The following is a 15,037-nucleotide window of genomic DNA, read 5'->3' on the forward strand; positions in this document are numbered from 1 at the left end:
TGTTTCCTCGATGGAGGTAGCGAGGTGCCCGGCGGCGCCAGTCATGCATGCAGTGGACCAGCAGCGACACAACCTTTCAGCCGCGCGGCAGCATCTTCACAGCGTGTCGCGATGCTTGCCGCGCCACGGCCGGTACCAGGTGCGGATGGCGGCGATATCGGCGGCCATGTCGGTACCGGTCCAGAACGGCTCGCCGATGCCTACGGTCTTGCTCGGGTAGTCGAAATACACCGGCAGGATCGGCACCTTGGAATCGGAAGCGATCTTCCAGAAGCCGGCCTTCCAGTGCTCCACCCGCTTGCGGGTGCCCTCGGGGGTGATCACGTACCACATCTGTTCGGAATTGCGGATCAGCCGCACCGCCTGGCCGATGGTGCCCTGCGGCGAGCTGCGGTCCAGCGGGATGGCGCCGAGTTTGCGCAGCAGCGGACCCAACGGCCACCAGAACAGTTGCGCCTTGCCCAGCACGCGCACATCGAAGCCCAGCGCGAACTTGGCCGCAAAACCCACAAAGCCGTCCCAGTTGGACGAATGCGGGGCGACGATCATCACCAGCTTGGGTTCGTCGGGCAGCCGCCCGAGCAGGCGCCAGCCGGTCAGACGCAGTGCCGTGCGCCCCAGCCAGCGGCCGAAGCGGCCGTGCGCGCGTGGCATTTGGGGTGGAGAGGGCTGCAGCAGGATGTTGGCCTGTGTTACCGGTGGCAACGACGGGGCGGTGTGACTCACGCTTACTCCCAGTGGGACGCAGAGCGTCCACGCTTGATATGGCTGCGCTCACGCTTGGCATCCAGCCGCCGCAGCTTGGCACCATGACTCGGTTTGGTGGCGACCCGGCGCTTGGGCACCGACAGGCAGGCACTGATGATCTCGACCAGCCGCTCGCGCGCATCCTCGCGATTGCGGTCCTGGGTGCGGAAGCGCTGCGCGTCGATCACCAGCACGCCATCGGCGGTCATGCGCCGGTCGCGCCGCGACAGCAGCCGCGCGCGCAGGGGTTCGGGCAACGACGGCGACCCTGCCACGTCGAACCGCAGCTCCACCGCGGTGGAGACCTTGTTGACGTTCTGCCCGCCCGCGCCGCTGGCGCGCACGAAGCGCTCGACGATCTCGCTGGGCGGGAGCGTCAGGCTGGGGGTGATCTGGATCGGGTCGCTGGCCATCGGGCCGATTGTATCGGCACCGGCATGGACGCGCGCGCGAACGCCGGCTTCCCGTATGCTGCGGCCGGTTCCCCGACTGTGCAGGATGCTCCGATGACACCGCCCCGTTCCGTTGCCGCCGCCCGCGCCTTCGCGCGCCGCCTGATCGTGCTGGCCGCGCTGGCGCTGGCCACGCCTGCCGCGTTTGCGCAGGCGCCCAGCGATGCCGACATCAACCGCCTGCTGGCCGCCTCACGCGCGCAGACCATGCTGGACACGATGCTGCCGCAGATCGAGGCGATGCAGCAGCAACAGTTCGCCCAGCTCACCGCCCAGCGCCAGCTCGACGCCGACCAGCAGGCGCAGCTGCAGCGCATCCAGGAGCGCACCCGCCAGACCGTACGCAAGGCGCTGTCGTGGTCGGAACTGCGGCCGATGTATGTGGATATCTACAAGCGCTCGTTCTCGCGCGAGGACGTGCTGGCCATGGCCGAGTTCTACGAGAGCTCGGCCGGCCAGAGCCTGCTGGACAAGACCCCGGCACTGACCCAGAACCTGATGGGCGCGATCCAGCAGAAGATGCTGCCGCTGTTTGCCGACCTGCAGAAGGATCTGGAGAAGATCGTCAATGAGCCGGCAGCGGCACCGCAGAAACCCTGAAGGGCGGGGATGCGGGAATCGGGAATCGGGATTGGGGAATCGGACAGCGTGCCTGCTGCGGCGGTTGCTACTTGCGACGGTGGCGTTGATGGCGTTGACGATGATTGCGCCAACCCGCTTCTCCCACTCGCTGAGGGAGCGCTTGGCCCCTCTCCTGCGGGAGAGGGGTTGGGGTGAGGGTACGGTTGTGCGGATTTCCAGCAGATCGTGTGGGCTTGTTGACCGTTAGCCGCGCGCACCGCATCAAGCCGTCTGCACCACTCCCAGCGCGGCCATCTCCCACCCGAGCAACGCGCAGGCCTTGGAAAATTCCACATCCAGTGGTGCAGTGACGCTGATGCGCCGCCCATCGGCCGGATGCGGAAACCCCAACCGCTCGGCGTGCAGCAGCATGCGGTGGATGCCGAGCATGCGGAAGCTGCGGTTGTGCCGGCCATCGCCATGGCTGGTGTCGCCGAGCATGTGGTGCGACAGGTGTTTCATGTGCCGGCGGATCTGCCGGAACCGCCCGGTCTGCGGCTGGCAACGCAGCAACGCATAGCGCGAGGTGGCGAAGCCGGTGGACGGGATCTCCAGCTCGCCGGTGGCCAGCCGCTGGAAGTGCGTCACCGCCGGCTTCTTGACCGGCTTGCCGGGGCCGCCGTCCAGATCGTGGTCGACGATGAAGCGCTCTTCGGCCGGCCAGCCGCGGCACACGGTCAGATAGTCCTTCTCCAATTCGCCGGCCATCAGGGCCTTGCCCAGCGCGCTGGCGGCCTCGCGGTCGAACGCCAGCAGCAGGCAGCCGCTGGTCGCGCGGTCGAGCCGGTGCACCAGAAAGATCGGCCGGCCCAGCTGTTCGCGCAGGCGGTCGGCCAGAAAGTCGTCCTCCCCGCGCGCCAGCTTGCTGTCGTGGACCATCAGCCCGGCGGGTTTGTCGACGACGGCCAGGAGCTCGTCCTGGTAGAGAATCTGCAAATGCTTGGGGGAGGTGCTCACCGGCGCATTATCCGCGTCGTCGACACCGCATGCCACTGCGTCGCCACGCCATATGGCGCATGCCGATCACGCGCCTTGAGACCTAAGGGCGTGGCAGCTCGGCGACGCACGCTCAGGCCGCGCCGCACACCGCCAGCAATTCGCCCTTGCCCACCGGCACCACGCTGCAGGTGACTGCCGGATCGTCAGCCAGCAGCGCGGTGAACGCCGCCAGTTCGTCGGCATGCGAGAGTGCATTGTCGACCACCAGCAGGCCACCGCCGCGCAGCACGCGGCGCAGTGCCGGCCACCAGCGCGCATACTCGCCGCGCGCCGAATCCAGAAAAACCAGATCGATGCTGGCGCTGGCAGCCTGAGTCAGCCACGCACCACCGTCGTCATGCACCACATCCACCGACGCCGCCAAGCCGCTGCGCGCAAGCGTGGCCTGCGCCAGGGCCACCTTGTCGGCCGCAAGCTCCACCGTGGTGACGTGCCCACCGATTGCGGCGGCCGCCTCGGCCAGCCACAGCGTCGAATAACCGTTGGAGGTGCCGATTTCTAGAACGCGCCGCGCGGCGGTGGCACGTACCAGCACGGCCAGCAATTGCCCGGTGTCGGGCGTGATATTGAGCATGCGCCGGCCACGTGCCAGCTGCTGCGCATCGTTGTCGCTACCGAACCGTACCAGTTCGTCCTTCAGTGCCTGCAGATCGATCATCACCACCTCGCTCAGTACGGCGTGCCGTCCTTGTGCCGATAGGACCACTGCCCGTGGAATGCCCGGGGCATGGCGGCGCCTTAACGCCGCAGCCAGGCGACCAGCAGGGCCACCGAGCCGGCCGCGCCGCTGACCCAGCTCCATACCGGCACCGTACCCAGGTACCAGCCATCCGGGTGCAGGCCATACAGCACGGCGGCGATCACCAGCAGGCCGCTGCCGGTGATGGCGGTGACCACGCGTGTCTGCAGCTTGCGCAGGCTCATGTCCAGCGCGCGCAACTCGGCCGAGCGGATGTCGACTTGGTGGCGGCCTTCCACCTGCTGCTTCAACCAGCTGTGCACCAGGCGCGGCATGTCCGGCGCATGCGTCATGATTTCCGGCAGGCGCTTGCGCAACTCGCCGAGCACGCGGCGCGGGCTGTAACGCTCGCGCAGGATGCGTTCGAGCACCGGCCGCGCCACTGCCCAGATGTCCAGCCTGGGGTCGAGCTGGCGGCCGACGCCTTCGATGTTGAGCAAGGTTTTCTGCAACAGGATCAGCTGCGGCTGCAGCGTCAATTCGTAACGCTGCGCGACGCGGAACAGCTTGATCAGCACTTCGGCCAGCGAAATCTCCGACAACGGCCGGGTGAAGTACGGCTCGCACACCGAGCGCGCGGCCGCTTCCAGTTCGTCGATGCGCACGTTGTCGGGCATCCAGCCCGCCTCCACGTGCAGCTCGGCCATGCGGCGATAATCCTTGTGGAAGATCGCCATGAAGTTCTCGGCCAGGTAGTACTGATCTTCCTGCGAGAGCTGACCCATGATGCCGAAATCCAGCGCGATGAAACGCGGATTGAGCCGGCGCTCCGGATCACTGTCGACCCAGATGTTGCCGGCATGCGCGTCGGCATGGAAGAAGTTGTCGCGGAACACCTGCGTGTAGAACACGCGCACGCCCTTGGCCGCCAGCGCCTTGCGGTCGATACCGGCCGCATCGAGCTTGGCGATGTCGTCGGACGGAATGCCGTACACGCGCTCCAGGGTGAGCGCACGCTCGGCGGTGTGCGACCAGATCACCTCGGGCACGTACAGATCGTCCGAGCCTTCCCAGAACCGGCGCAGCACGCTGGCGTTGGCGCCTTCGCGCTGCAGATCGAGTTCTGCCGACAAGGTGCCTTCGATCTCGGCCACCACTTCGCGCGGCCGGATCTTGTCCGCGCGCGGGTGGGTGCGTTCGACCAACGTGGCCAGCGACTGCAGCAAGGCGATATCGGCATCGATCTGACGCTCGATCTCCGGGCGCAACACCTTGACCACCACCTCGCGGCGCACGCCGTTGGCATCCGGCGGCAAGGTGGCCGCGTGTACCTGCGCGATCGAGGCCGAGGCCAGCGGCACGGTGTCGAATGCGGCAAACGCCACGCTCACCGGCAGGCCCAGCGCGCGCTCGACGATCAGCCGCGCCGCTTCGCCGTCGAAGGGTTTGACGCGATCCTGCAGCAGGGTCAGTTCATCGGCCACGTCGGCCGGAATCAGGTCGCGCCGGGTCGACAGGATCTGCCCGAACTTGACGAAGATCGGCCCCAGTTCCTGCAACGCCAGCCGCAGGCGTGCACCGCGCGATTGCGCGGCGATCTCCGCACTGGCGCGTGGCACGAACGGCTTGGCCAGGCGCAACCAGCGCTCGGCCGGCGTGTCCTGCAGCAGGTCGTCCAGGCGATAACGCAGGATCACCCGGCCGATGCGGCTGGCCCGCAGCAGCGCCTTCATGCCGCACCTCCGGCCGCGCCCAGGCGCGCGGCGCGCGCGGCCAGCCGTTCGACGTCGTCGCGCAGCTCGTCGACATCGTCGTGGAAGGCGTCCAGTTCGGCACGCGGCACCACGTCGCGCGATTCTTCGGTCACGAACTCGGCCGCGCTATGCGCCAGATCCACCGCGCTGCGGCGCGCCTGCTGCAGCGCTGCGCGCACCGCATTGGCGATCTGCACGCCGAGGATCTCGCCAAACACCGCCACGAACGGCAGTTGCCAATCCGGATCGAAGCGGCCGGCCAGTTGCTGCAGCTGGCGCGCCAGCTCGGCGTCGCCGGAAACCTTGAGCCGCCCGGCCGGTGCGCCGCTGCGACGCGCGTTGGCCAGGAATGGCAGCTGCCCGAGCAAGCCGGCCAGGCTGCTGCGCACGGCCAGATCGGGCTCCTGCGCCTGGTCCACCGGGCCGACCAGCAAGCGGCGCTCGTGCACACGGATCTGCAGGGCCAGCGCGGGCGCCTCCAGGGTCAGTGCGATGCGTTGGCCTTCCAGTGGCAGCAGGGCGTCGCGGGTATCGGGGTCCAGTGCCAGCGCGCGGTTGAGCGCGGCTTGCAGGGCCTGGCCGGCGAGCGGCTTGAGTGAGTTCAACAGGGATCCGGGCATGGGCGCATTCTACCGTCCCCGCAGGTCGCCACTGCTTGACGGCGATGTGGCCAGTGCAAGCCGGAGGCCGGGGTGGCGATCATGGCAGGGCGCCTCGGTGGCCCGGCCGCGTGTCTTGGTCATGCAGGGCTTCCTTCGGCGCGCCTGCCGCAGGCATGCTGGCGACCTCATCACGCAGGTGGCAGGAGCAGGCAATGCGCAAGATCCGGGTCGGTCTCATCTTCGGCGGCAAATCGGCCGAGCACGAGGTCTCGCTGCAATCGGCGCGCAACATTCTCGATGCGCTGGATCCACAGCGCTTCGAGCCGGTGCTGATCGGCATCGACAAGCAGGGCCAGTGGCACGTCAACGACCCCGACAGTTTCCTGCTCAATGCCGACGACCCGGCCCGCATCGCCCTGCATCGCAGCGGTCGCGGCGTGGCCCTGCTGCCGGGCGCGCAGCAACAACAGCTGCGCCCGACCCAGCCGGAGCAGGCGCTGGCGCAGATCGATGTGGCGTTGCAACGGCATGCCGACGATCAGCTGCTGCGCAGCGCCGTCGAGCCAGGCGCATGAGCCAGGCCCATGTGCGCGCAGTGCAACGGCGCGACCACAGCGCACTGCTTGCGCTCAACAATGCGCATGCCGCCGAGCTGTCGTTGCTGGATGCCGAAGGGCTGGCTGCATTGCTGCAACTGGCGTGGCATGCACGCCTGGTCGCGCCGGCGGATGGTTTGCTGATCGCGCTGGATCAAAGCGCCACATACGCCAATCCGAACTTTGCGTGGATGGCGCAACGCTTCGCGCGCTTTGTCTACATCGACCGCATCGTGATCGCAGCGCATGCGCAGGGGCGCGGGCTTGCCAGGCAGTTGTATGACGAACTCATCCACGCCGCAGGTGCAGCGGGGCAACCGCGCCTGGTCTGCGAGGTCAACCTGGTCCCACTCAATCCGGCATCGCTGGCGCTGCATCTGCAGCTGGGTTTCCTGCCGGTCGGCGATGCGCTGCTGGGCAACGGCAAGCACGTGCAATATCTCGAAAAACGGCTGTGAGACAGATGCCGCCCGGCTGCAGAGCGTCCATAACGCACATGGCCCACCTCCTTGCGGAAGCGGGCCATGTGAGCGCCGACCGGCAGCGCCGCTGCCGTGGCGTATCGCAACTAGGCGTTATACCTTGCCGCGACGGAACATCGAGATCACTGCCAGGATCAGGAACACCACGAACAGGATCCAGGCGATGTTGGTCGCCGCACCGGCGATGCCACTGAAGCCCAGCACGGCGGCGATGATGGCGATGACGAAGAAGATGATGGCGTAATGCAGCATGGCAATGATTCCAGAAGTTGTCGTGCCGAATCGGCGCAGACGTATCCTGAAGACGTGGCGGTCTTTATCGGGTGATGGCGATGTCGTTGGAAGATGAGGATCGCAGCCGTTGCAGCCCTTCCTCGATGCTGATGTGCGGCACATAGCCGAAGTCACGATATGCCGGCTCCATGCTGTACCAGTGCGGCGTGCACAGCTGTTCCACCAGAAAACGCGTCAACGGCACTTCGCCAGGCAGACGCAACATTGGCCATATGGTCTCGCATACCGCACCGATTCTGTATGCGGTCTTGAACGACAGCGAACGTGTCACTGCAGGCGCATCCACCGCGGCCAGCAGGCGATTGAGCAACTCGCGCATCGGCAACGGCTCGCCGTTGGAGATGAAGTACGCCTTGCCCGCACACGCAGCATCTGGAGCAAGATGCGCGAACGCATCGAAATGCGCCTGCGCGGCGTTGTCGATATAGGTGCTGTCCACCAGGTTGCTGCCATCGCCGACCATGCGCAAGCGGCCAGCGCGCGCACGTGCAGCTAGGCGCGGCAACAGATGATTGTCGCCCGGGCCCCAGATCAGGCGCGGACGCAAGGCCACCGTCGCCAGTTGCGCATCGTTGGCCGCCAGTACCGCGCGCTCGGCGATCGCCTTGGTCGCCGCGTATGCCGCGCGCAGGTTTTCGCCGTACGGCACGTCGTCGGCGCCCAGGCCCTCCACCGGATTGGTGGCGCGATGGGTCACGCTGGGCGTGGAGGTATAGATCAGGCGCGACACACCATTGGCCCGACACGCGTCGAGCACGTTCTGCGTGCCCACCACATTGGCCTGGTGATAGCTGTCGTAGCTGCCCCACGCGCCGGCCTTGGCGGCGTTGTGGAAGACCGCGTCGATACCGGCGAAAGCATGCCGCACCGCTTGCGGGTCGGCCAGGTCGCCACGGATCTGGCCCACGCCCAAGCGCTGCAGGACCGGATAATCGCCGCGCTGGAAACTCGCCACCTCGTGCCCGCGCGCGCGCAAGCCGCGACACAACGCCTGGCCAAGAAAGCCACCACCACCGGTTACCAGGATGCGCACGCACCACCTCCATCGCAAGGACGCACACGATAACGGGCGCGGCCGGAATTGGCGATGCGGCCGGGTGCCTGCGCGCTACGCATCGACAGGTCAGCCACGTTGCTGCGCCGCCCAGATCGCCAGCGTTTCGCGGCCGATCTTGGCATTGTGGCGGATGTCCACCGGAAACCCGGAATGGCGCAGGAAACGTGTGATTCCAGCCGTGTGCGGGTGCGCAGCGCCCAGCGCGCGCAATGCGGTTTCCACTTGCGCAAACGCCGACGCCGCAACGCCTGGCTGCAATTCCACGCACAGCACCGGCTGCTGCTGTCCGGGCGCGCCGATACCGACCAAGGCGGTGCGCCGCACCTGCGGATGCACGTTGAAGACCGGTTCCACCTGCTCGGTATAGAGCGGGCCGCTGGCGGTTTCCACGCGATGGGTCTTGCGCCCGCAGAACCACAGGCGTCCTTCGGCATCGAAGTAGCCCACATCGCCCATGCGATGCACGATGCGTTCGCTGCCATCCGCGTTGCGCTCGCGGATCTTGGCAATCCGCGTGGCCGCGTCGCGGTTGAAGTAGGTGTCGGTGGTGGTGGGGCCGGCGACGGTGATCTCGCCGACCTCGCCCACCGCCAGCACGCGCGCGCCGCTCCACTCGGGAATGGCCGCATCGTCGATGGCGATGATGCGGACCTCGTTCGGCGCCACGACCTGGCCGACGCAGGTGCCCGCACCGGCTTCGGTGGCCGCGCGCGTGGCGTCCAGCGTGCGCCCTTCGATCGCCGCCACCGGCAGACATTCGGTGGCGCCATACGGCGTCCAGAATTGCGCATCTGCCGGCAGCAGCGCGCGGATCTTGGCCACCACGTCCGGCGGCACCGGCGCACCGGCCGAGGTGGCCAGGCGCACGTTGGGCAATGGCTGGCCATGGTCGGCCAACACGCGCATCAATGCCGGCGAGCCGAACAACTGCGTCACTCCGAAGCGGTCGATCGCATCGTGCAGCTTGCGCGGATCGGCAGTGGCCGGGCGGGTGGGGTCCATGTCCGGAATCACCGAGGTCAGCCCCAGTGCCGGATCGAACAAGGCAAACGGCGGAAACGTCGGCAGATCCACGCCGCCGGGCCGCATGCCGAAGGCATTGCGCAGCAACTCGATCTGGCCGACGAAATGGCGGTGTCGGTACACCACGCCCTTGGGCACACCGGTCGAGCCGCTGGTGAACAAGATGGCGGCCACATCGTCCGCCCCGGTGTCGGCCAGCTGACTGCCGGCGCCGGCGCCATCGCGCTCCACGCGCGCCAAGGTCACCCCGCCCCAGCTGTAACGGCCACCGACGCTGACGATCTGCTTGGCAGAGCGCGCCCACCGCAGCAGGCGACGCGCCAGCTGCGCAAGCGGAATGCCGATAAACGCCTGCGGCTGCGCTTCGTCCAGGCATTGCTTGAGCGCGCGCTTGTCGATGCCCGGATCCACCAGCACCGGCACCGCACCGGCCTTGAACAAGGCAAACATCAGCAGGAAGAATTCCGGCGACGGACGCACCATCACCACCGCGCGCGCACCGCGTCCGATGCCGTGCAGGGCCAGTCCGGCAGCAATCGCATCGCTGCGCGCGTCCAGCTCGGCGTAGCTCAAGGTCACATCGTAGACGGCAAATCCATTGGCGGCGCGGCGGCCCGGGCAACGGATGGCGATCTGCTCGGGGCGCTCGCGCGCAAGTTCCGGCAGGGTGGCGGCGATATTGCAGAGAGTCGTCGTAGTCATTGCCGCATTATCACCCACGCGACGACGGTACCGGCCGCTTGTTCGCGCTCAAGTCACCTGCGCTGCGCGTACCCGCATTGCAGCTGCGCCTGACGCGGTGATTGCGCGTCATATGGCCGGATCGATGCGGCGCCGTGTTCGCACGACATGTCCTGCTCTGCGCGGGGTGCTCCGCATTGCGCGCGCACGCGCTGCTTCGAGGTGCACAGATGAACCGCTAACCGGCGCGCGGTGGTGCCACTTGTATCGTAGCGCGGTTCGGTCAGAATGCCGCGCTCTCCACGTTGTTTCGCCGCGCAAGGCCCGGCATTCCATGGCACATCCCTGCCTTACCTGCGGCGCCTGCTGCGCCTACTTCCGCGTCAGTTTCCACTGGAGCGAAGCCGACCCCGCATTGGGCGGCAGGGTGCCGATCGAGCTGACCGATGCGCTGCGCACGCACGAGCGCGTCATGCGCGGCACCTCGCAATCGCAGCCGCGCTGCATTGCGCTGGACGCGGACATCGGCCGCTACAGCCGCTGCAGCATCCATGATCGCCGGCCCTCCTCCTGCGCTGCCGTGCCGGCCTCGCTGGAATTCGGCCAGCGCAGCGCGCAATGCGACAAATCCCGGCTGGCACACGGCCTGCACGCGCTGACCGAAGCCGATTGGCTGGGCGTGGACGAGGCCCAACGCAATCCGCTGCCGCCGTTGTAACGGCTTTCGCTGCGAGTGAGCGCAGCATCCATTCGCAACGGCCAACAGAACGACGGCATGCCCGGTCGCATCCCTTGGTGCATCCGATTCTGCGCGCCGCTTGCATTCACCTGCCGAGCGCCTGCGCGGCAACGCCAGCAGTGCTTACAGCCGATTGCGCTCCAGAAACGCACGGATCGCCGGCACCAGCACTTCATGCTTGTCTTCCAGCACGTAGTGGTTGGCATCGTCGAACGCGGTGACTTCGGCATTCGGCAATGCCTTGCGAAAGCCGGCCAGGAAGTGCTTGTCGAAGCAGATATCGCGCAGGCCCCAGGCGATGAACGCCGGGCGATCGGCGAACGAGGGCAGCGCCTGCGCCGAGCGCTCCAGCAGCGACCAGGCCTGGTCGGCGGGCGACAGCGGAATATCCTGCATGAAGCGAATGGTGGAGATGCGGTTACGCCAGTTGTCGTAGGGCGCCACATAGGCACCACGCACATCCGCCGGCATCCGCCGCGACACCCCGAACCAGGACGCGCCGGAGGAAAACGCATTGAACGTACGGATGAACCACTCGCCCGGGCCCCAATGCCGGCCCATTGCGATCTGCCACGGCATCGGTTTTTCCGCCGGCAACGGGAATGCAGCGGTGTTGGTGATCACCAGCCGCTTGACCTGCGCATGATGCGACAACGCCCAGCCGAACCCGATCATGCCGCCCCAGTCGTGCACCGCCAGCGTGACCGGGCCGGTGATGCCCAGATGCCGCAACAGCGTGTCCAGATCGTCCACGCGCGACTGCAGCGTGTAGCCGTAACGCGGCTGCGCGTCGGGCGCATCGTCCGGCTTGTCGGACAGCCCCATGCCGATATGGTCCGGCACGATGCAGCGGTAACGATCCGACAGGCCACTCACCAGGTGCCGCCACAGATAACTCCACGACGGATTGCCGTGCAGCATCACGACCACCTCGCCATCGCGCGGACCTTCGTCCAGGTACGACATCGCAATGCCGGGACGCACTTCAAGGCGCTGGGGAGTGAAGGGATAGCCGGGGTAGTTCATGCCAAACGCATCCGATTCAGTTCGAGAGAGCGCACATGGCGCAAGCGTTGGCCTGCAGTGCGTAGAGATAGGACATCATAGTGGTCGCCACGCTGCGACATGCTCAACCCACTGCGCGCAAGACGGCTACCTGGATCAATTACAGGCTTCATCGCGCTTCCGGCGAAGGCATTGGATAAGGCGGTAGTTGATGACCATCACCGGACAGAAGTTGCAGGAATGCAGGGTGCAGGAACAGTTTTTCCTTGCCCAGCCGCTGCTCTTGCAGCACACCGATGGTTACCAGTTCTTTTAGATGGCGTGCAGCGGTCTGCCGAGTCACGCCCATCACGTCCACGACATTCTGGATGCGGCAATACGGCTGATTGAAGACCACTTCGACAAGTTCGCGGCTGTAGGCCTTGGGGGCGTGTTCGCGCACATGATCACGCGCCTGCGTCTCCAATCCTCGGATCGCCTGGATCTTCGCCGTCGTCCACGCAGCTGTCTCTGCAACGGCGGCAAGCATGTACTGAATCCAGTCGGCCCAGCGACCGTGCCGGGTGACATCCAGCAGCAGTCGATAGTAGTCGCTGCGATGGCGAATGATGTAGCGCGACAAGTAAAGTACGGGAATATCGAGCAAGCCTTGCTCGATTAGCATCAGCAGATTCAACACACGTCCGGTACGCCCGTTGCCATCGGTGAACGGGTGGATCGCTTCGAATTGATAGTGCGCGACCGCCATCCGGATCAATGGATCGATATCGGTGCATTCATGAATAAAACGCTCCCAATTGGCCAGCTTGTCGCGCAGCAATGCCTCGCCGACGGGCGGGGTATAGATGATCTGCTGGATCTGATTGTTGGCCAGCGCAGTCCCGGGCACGCGACGGATCTGCATTTGCACAGCTTTAATGCGGCTGCACACCACCAAGGCGGTATCCGTACATAGCGGTCGCCGCTGCAGCGACTGGAACCCTTCGTAGAGCGCGCTACGGCAACGCAAGGCTTCCTTGGTTGCCGGATTCTGAGCGCGCTCCTGATCGTGTGCATAACGGAACAAGTCGTCCGTGTTGGTGACGATGTTTTCGATCTCCGAACTCGCCTGTGCTTCCAGGATCGGGATCGTATTGATCAGCACTGCCGGATTTGGCAGCAATGCGGTGGCCTGCTTCAGCTCGGCCAACGCAGTGCGCGCCACGATGCAGGCCTTGAGCAAGGCGCGCGTTTCGATATCTCCCGCCGGAGGAAGCGGCGGGAGCGCGTTGTAGGGCTGCTCGGGATTGAACACCAGCGCGTCGTCCATGCCTACATCGGTCATGTTGCGAGAGCGAACATGATGCAATGACGTGTACTAAAAATCCATTTTTCTTAACACGTCACATGTTGCAACTTACCAGACCACTTCCGCCATCGAGCAGTTCAGGCCAGAACCAATCCCCATCAGCGCGATCCGGTCGCCCTTCTTCAAGCGGCCGAGCTCCTTGAGCTTGCTCAGCACGATCGGTACCGAAGCCGGGCCGATGTTGCCGTGTTCGCCGAAGATAGTCATGACCTTTGCCGGGTCGATACCGAACGACTTCACGAACGAAGCGGTATGCGGGCGGCTGACCTGGTGGATGACGAACTGGTCCAGCTCGTCCACCGCCCAGCCCATTGCCTGCTTGGCGGCCAGGAAGGTCTTCTGCGCCAGCTTGATGCCTTCGATCAGCAGCAGGCGGGTGTCGGTGACCATGCGATCCAGGTTACCGCGGCACAGCCTGTTCCACTCGGTGGCCGAGCGGGTCACGCCACCCTTGTAGCGCGGGGCGTCGGGCACCAGCTCGGTGCGCGCCATCACCATGGCCGCGGCACCGCAGCCCAGGGTCAGCGCAGCGAGTTCGTTGCGGAACTCTTCTTCGGTGACGTCGGGCGAGGTCATGCGCTCGAGGGTCTTCTCGTAGACCAGGTTGGCAGTTTCGCCATCGACGACCAGCGCGTAGTCGATCTCGCCGCGCTCGAGCATGCGGGCGGCGATGTCCATGCCGTTGATGAAGGCAAGGCAGGCATTGGCGACATCGAAGGTGACGCAGTGGTCGCCGACCCCGAGGTTGCCGGACACGATGGACGCCGTGGACGGCTCCAGGTAGTCGCGGCTCACCGAGGTGTTGACCAGCAGGCCGATCTTCTCGATGCCGATGCCGGCGTCGAGCAGTGCCTTGCGCGCAGCCTGGGTGGCGGCGTCCGAGGCCTGGACATCCTGGTCCCACAAGCGCCGTGCATGGATACCGGCAACGTCGCCCAGCACGTCGGTTCTAATCCCGAGGCGATCGTAGGTCGGTTGCAGGCGCTCGTTGATTTCCTTGGAAGTCAGCGTGTGCGGCGCATCAATATGCGCCAGTCCCGCGATGGAGACATTCTGGAAGAGCATCGAAGTAGCGCCATGGCGTCAGGCGAGGGGGCGCTAGTCTAGCCGCTGGCTGGTTTTACCGCATCTTTACAATTGCAGCGGCCGCGCCCCAGCCCAACGGTTCAGCGCGGCGGGCAGCGGAAGGCGTTGAAACGCTGGCTGCCATCGGCCGGCTGGCCCTGCGCCTGGACCGCATTGGCATTGGCGCCCGGCGCCTCGTTGCGTGCCAGCGTTTCCAGCTCTTCCTGCACCCGCAACGGGTTGCGGTTGTAGAAGCCGACCTTGCTCTTGACCGACACCACCACCTCGCCCTGCTGCTGACAGCCAGCCGGCACAGGGCCTGCGGGCAGTACCTGCACGCCTTTGCCGCTTTGTTCGATCGGCACCCAGGTGCAGGCCGTGGCGGTGGTGGCAACCAGAACAGACAGCATCAGCACGCGCATAAGTCTTAGACACCCGAGGACAAAGCCGGATTGTGCCGCAGTTGCCGGCCGGCGATCGGCGTGTGCTGTTTGGCCACAGGCCGCCCATTCAGTGCGCTGAACATCGTGTGGATCGTCGTGTTCTGTGGCCTGCAGCAGTGTCCGGCGCCTGCCATCGCGTCCGGGTGTCCGGACACGGACACCGCTGCGATGCATAAATCCCTTTAAAAACAATCTTATAAAACTGGCACGCCGTTTGCTGCATGGCATGGGCAAGCAGCGGGCAGCAACCTTGATCAGTAAAAATGACTGCCAGCTGAACAAATAAACCCGCGCCGCGAAAGTTGTTGCACTCACCGAAACGGTGTACTACCTTACTACCACACCACTGATCACCCGACGTCCACCCAATTTTGAGTAGCGCCTCAGTTTGGAGTCCAATTCCCTACCCCGAGGAGATTGGACGTGAAGAAACGTTTTACTGACGAGCAG

At 65.7% G+C, this 15,037-nt stretch carries 16 protein-coding genes and 1 pseudogene; 4 read left to right on the forward strand and 13 right to left on the reverse strand.

Annotated elements, in window-relative coordinates; translation table 11 throughout:
* Nucleotides 1-96: 96 nt before the first annotated feature.
* Complete coding sequence (locus FHT09_RS18955) at nucleotides 97-726, reverse strand: lysophosphatidylcholine acyltransferase (RefSeq protein ID WP_104538916.1); 630 nt, start codon at nucleotides 724-726, stop codon at nucleotides 97-99.
* A gap of 2 nt (nucleotides 727-728) precedes the next feature.
* A complete protein-coding gene (gene arfB / locus FHT09_RS18960; protein ID WP_104538917.1) occupies nucleotides 729-1,160 on the reverse strand; it encodes an alternative ribosome rescue aminoacyl-tRNA hydrolase ArfB in 432 nt (143 codons plus the stop codon).
* Between the two features lie 93 nt (nucleotides 1,161-1,253).
* Between arfB and FHT09_RS18965 the strand changes: the two genes are divergently transcribed.
* Nucleotides 1,254-1,799 carry a DUF2059 domain-containing protein gene (locus FHT09_RS18965; protein WP_104539011.1) on the forward strand — a complete coding sequence of 182 codons (546 nt, stop codon included), beginning with the start codon at nucleotides 1,254-1,256 and terminating at the stop codon, nucleotides 1,797-1,799.
* A gap of 243 nt (nucleotides 1,800-2,042) precedes the next feature.
* Here the strand turns inward: FHT09_RS18965 and FHT09_RS18970 are convergent, their stop codons facing one another.
* The 4 genes from FHT09_RS18970 to FHT09_RS18985 all read right to left on the reverse strand — a co-directional run bounded on the left by FHT09_RS18970 (nucleotide 2,043) and on the right by FHT09_RS18985 (nucleotide 5,872).
* Entirely contained in the window at nucleotides 2,043-2,831 is a 789-nt protein-coding gene (locus tag FHT09_RS18970) for a pseudouridine synthase (RefSeq protein WP_258077256.1), read from the reverse strand.
* Between the two features lie 58 nt (nucleotides 2,832-2,889).
* A complete protein-coding gene (locus FHT09_RS18975) occupies nucleotides 2,890-3,477 on the reverse strand; it encodes a class I SAM-dependent methyltransferase (protein WP_104606924.1) in 588 nt (195 codons plus the stop codon).
* A gap of 80 nt (nucleotides 3,478-3,557) precedes the next feature.
* Nucleotides 3,558-5,231: a ubiquinone biosynthesis regulatory protein kinase UbiB gene (gene ubiB, locus FHT09_RS18980; RefSeq protein ID WP_104606887.1), complete on the reverse strand. Its 1,674-nt coding sequence runs from the start codon at nucleotides 5,229-5,231 to the stop codon at nucleotides 3,558-3,560.
* Entirely contained in the window at nucleotides 5,228-5,872 is a 645-nt protein-coding gene (locus tag FHT09_RS18985; protein ID WP_104606886.1) for an SCP2 sterol-binding domain-containing protein, read from the reverse strand. Before FHT09_RS18985 ends, ubiB begins: the two co-directional genes overlap by 4 nt.
* 194 nt (nucleotides 5,873-6,066) lie before the next feature.
* On the opposite strand from FHT09_RS18985, the pseudogene FHT09_RS18990 reads away from it, so the two are divergent.
* Nucleotides 6,067-6,369 (forward strand): annotated as a pseudogene (locus FHT09_RS18990) (D-alanine--D-alanine ligase A); the annotation flags it as partial.
* A gap of 56 nt (nucleotides 6,370-6,425) precedes the next feature.
* Nucleotides 6,426-6,908, forward strand: a complete 483-nt coding sequence (locus tag FHT09_RS18995; protein ID WP_104606885.1) for a GNAT family N-acetyltransferase — start codon at nucleotides 6,426-6,428, stop codon at nucleotides 6,906-6,908.
* A gap of 117 nt (nucleotides 6,909-7,025) precedes the next feature.
* Here the strand turns inward: FHT09_RS18995 and FHT09_RS19000 are convergent, their stop codons facing one another.
* From FHT09_RS19000 to oleC, 3 genes are all read right to left on the reverse strand, one after another.
* A complete protein-coding gene (locus FHT09_RS19000; RefSeq protein ID WP_003468167.1) occupies nucleotides 7,026-7,184 on the reverse strand; it encodes a DUF1328 domain-containing protein in 159 nt (52 codons plus the stop codon).
* A gap of 64 nt (nucleotides 7,185-7,248) precedes the next feature.
* Nucleotides 7,249-8,259: a 2-alkyl-3-oxoalkanoate reductase gene (gene oleD / locus FHT09_RS19005; protein WP_104606884.1), complete on the reverse strand. Its 1,011-nt coding sequence runs from the start codon at nucleotides 8,257-8,259 to the stop codon at nucleotides 7,249-7,251.
* Between the two features lie 90 nt (nucleotides 8,260-8,349).
* Nucleotides 8,350-10,008: an olefin beta-lactone synthetase gene (oleC, locus tag FHT09_RS19010; protein ID WP_104606883.1), complete on the reverse strand. Its 1,659-nt coding sequence runs from the start codon at nucleotides 10,006-10,008 to the stop codon at nucleotides 8,350-8,352.
* Nucleotides 10,009-10,321: 313 nt separating this feature from the next.
* On the opposite strand from oleC, the gene FHT09_RS19015 reads away from it, so the two are divergent.
* Nucleotides 10,322-10,705 carry a YkgJ family cysteine cluster protein gene (locus FHT09_RS19015; RefSeq protein ID WP_024939040.1) on the forward strand — a complete coding sequence of 128 codons (384 nt, stop codon included), beginning with the start codon at nucleotides 10,322-10,324 and terminating at the stop codon, nucleotides 10,703-10,705.
* A gap of 144 nt (nucleotides 10,706-10,849) precedes the next feature.
* On the opposite strand, the gene FHT09_RS19020 is transcribed toward FHT09_RS19015, so the two are convergent.
* From FHT09_RS19020 to FHT09_RS19035, 4 genes are all read right to left on the reverse strand, one after another.
* Entirely contained in the window at nucleotides 10,850-11,752 is a 903-nt protein-coding gene (locus FHT09_RS19020; protein ID WP_104606882.1) for an alpha/beta fold hydrolase, read from the reverse strand.
* A 148-nt stretch (nucleotides 11,753-11,900) separates the two neighbouring features.
* The gene (locus FHT09_RS19025) at nucleotides 11,901-13,055 is read right to left on the reverse strand and encodes a Fic family protein (protein ID WP_104606881.1); all 1,155 of its coding nucleotides are present in this window, start codon (nucleotides 13,053-13,055) and stop codon (nucleotides 11,901-11,903) included.
* A 72-nt stretch (nucleotides 13,056-13,127) separates the two neighbouring features.
* The gene (locus FHT09_RS19030) at nucleotides 13,128-14,144 is read right to left on the reverse strand and encodes a 3-oxoacyl-ACP synthase III (RefSeq protein ID WP_104538927.1); all 1,017 of its coding nucleotides are present in this window, start codon (nucleotides 14,142-14,144) and stop codon (nucleotides 13,128-13,130) included.
* A gap of 101 nt (nucleotides 14,145-14,245) precedes the next feature.
* Nucleotides 14,246-14,566 carry a DUF4156 domain-containing protein gene (locus tag FHT09_RS19035; protein WP_104538928.1) on the reverse strand — a complete coding sequence of 107 codons (321 nt, stop codon included), beginning with the start codon at nucleotides 14,564-14,566 and terminating at the stop codon, nucleotides 14,246-14,248.
* Between the last annotated feature and the right edge of the window lie 471 nt (nucleotides 14,567-15,037).

This window comes from Xanthomonas sp. CFBP 8152, assembly GCF_014199025.1.
GTDB lineage: Bacteria > Pseudomonadota > Gammaproteobacteria > Xanthomonadales > Xanthomonadaceae > Xanthomonas > Xanthomonas arboricola_B.

Excerpts from the sequence above, each read along its gene's own strand:
- FHT09_RS18965 (WP_104539011.1), top strand. The coding sequence starts at position 1,254 with ATGACACCGCCCCGTTCCGTTGCCGCCGCCCGCGCCTTCGCGCGCCGC.
- FHT09_RS18975 (WP_104606924.1), bottom strand. The coding sequence starts at position 3,477 with ATGATCGATCTGCAGGCACTGAAGGACGAACTGGTACGGTTCGGTAGC.
- oleC (WP_104606883.1), bottom strand. The coding sequence starts at position 10,008 with ATGACTACGACGACTCTCTGCAATATCGCCGCCACCCTGCCGGAACTT.
- FHT09_RS19035 (WP_104538928.1), bottom strand. The coding sequence starts at position 14,566 with ATGCGCGTGCTGATGCTGTCTGTTCTGGTTGCCACCACCGCCACGGCC.
- FHT09_RS19015 (WP_024939040.1), top strand. The coding sequence starts at position 10,322 with ATGGCACATCCCTGCCTTACCTGCGGCGCCTGCTGCGCCTACTTCCGC.
- FHT09_RS19020 (WP_104606882.1), bottom strand. The coding sequence starts at position 11,752 with ATGAACTACCCCGGCTATCCCTTCACTCCCCAGCGCCTTGAAGTGCGT.
- FHT09_RS19025 (WP_104606881.1), bottom strand. The coding sequence starts at position 13,055 with ATGACCGATGTAGGCATGGACGACGCGCTGGTGTTCAATCCCGAGCAG.
- FHT09_RS18995 (WP_104606885.1), top strand. The coding sequence starts at position 6,426 with ATGAGCCAGGCCCATGTGCGCGCAGTGCAACGGCGCGACCACAGCGCA.
- ubiB (WP_104606887.1), bottom strand. The coding sequence starts at position 5,231 with ATGAAGGCGCTGCTGCGGGCCAGCCGCATCGGCCGGGTGATCCTGCGT.
- FHT09_RS19000 (WP_003468167.1), bottom strand. The coding sequence starts at position 7,184 with ATGCTGCATTACGCCATCATCTTCTTCGTCATCGCCATCATCGCCGCC.
- FHT09_RS19030 (WP_104538927.1), bottom strand. The coding sequence starts at position 14,144 with ATGCTCTTCCAGAATGTCTCCATCGCGGGACTGGCGCATATTGATGCG.
- FHT09_RS18985 (WP_104606886.1), bottom strand. The coding sequence starts at position 5,872 with ATGCCCGGATCCCTGTTGAACTCACTCAAGCCGCTCGCCGGCCAGGCC.
- arfB (WP_104538917.1), bottom strand. The coding sequence starts at position 1,160 with ATGGCCAGCGACCCGATCCAGATCACCCCCAGCCTGACGCTCCCGCCC.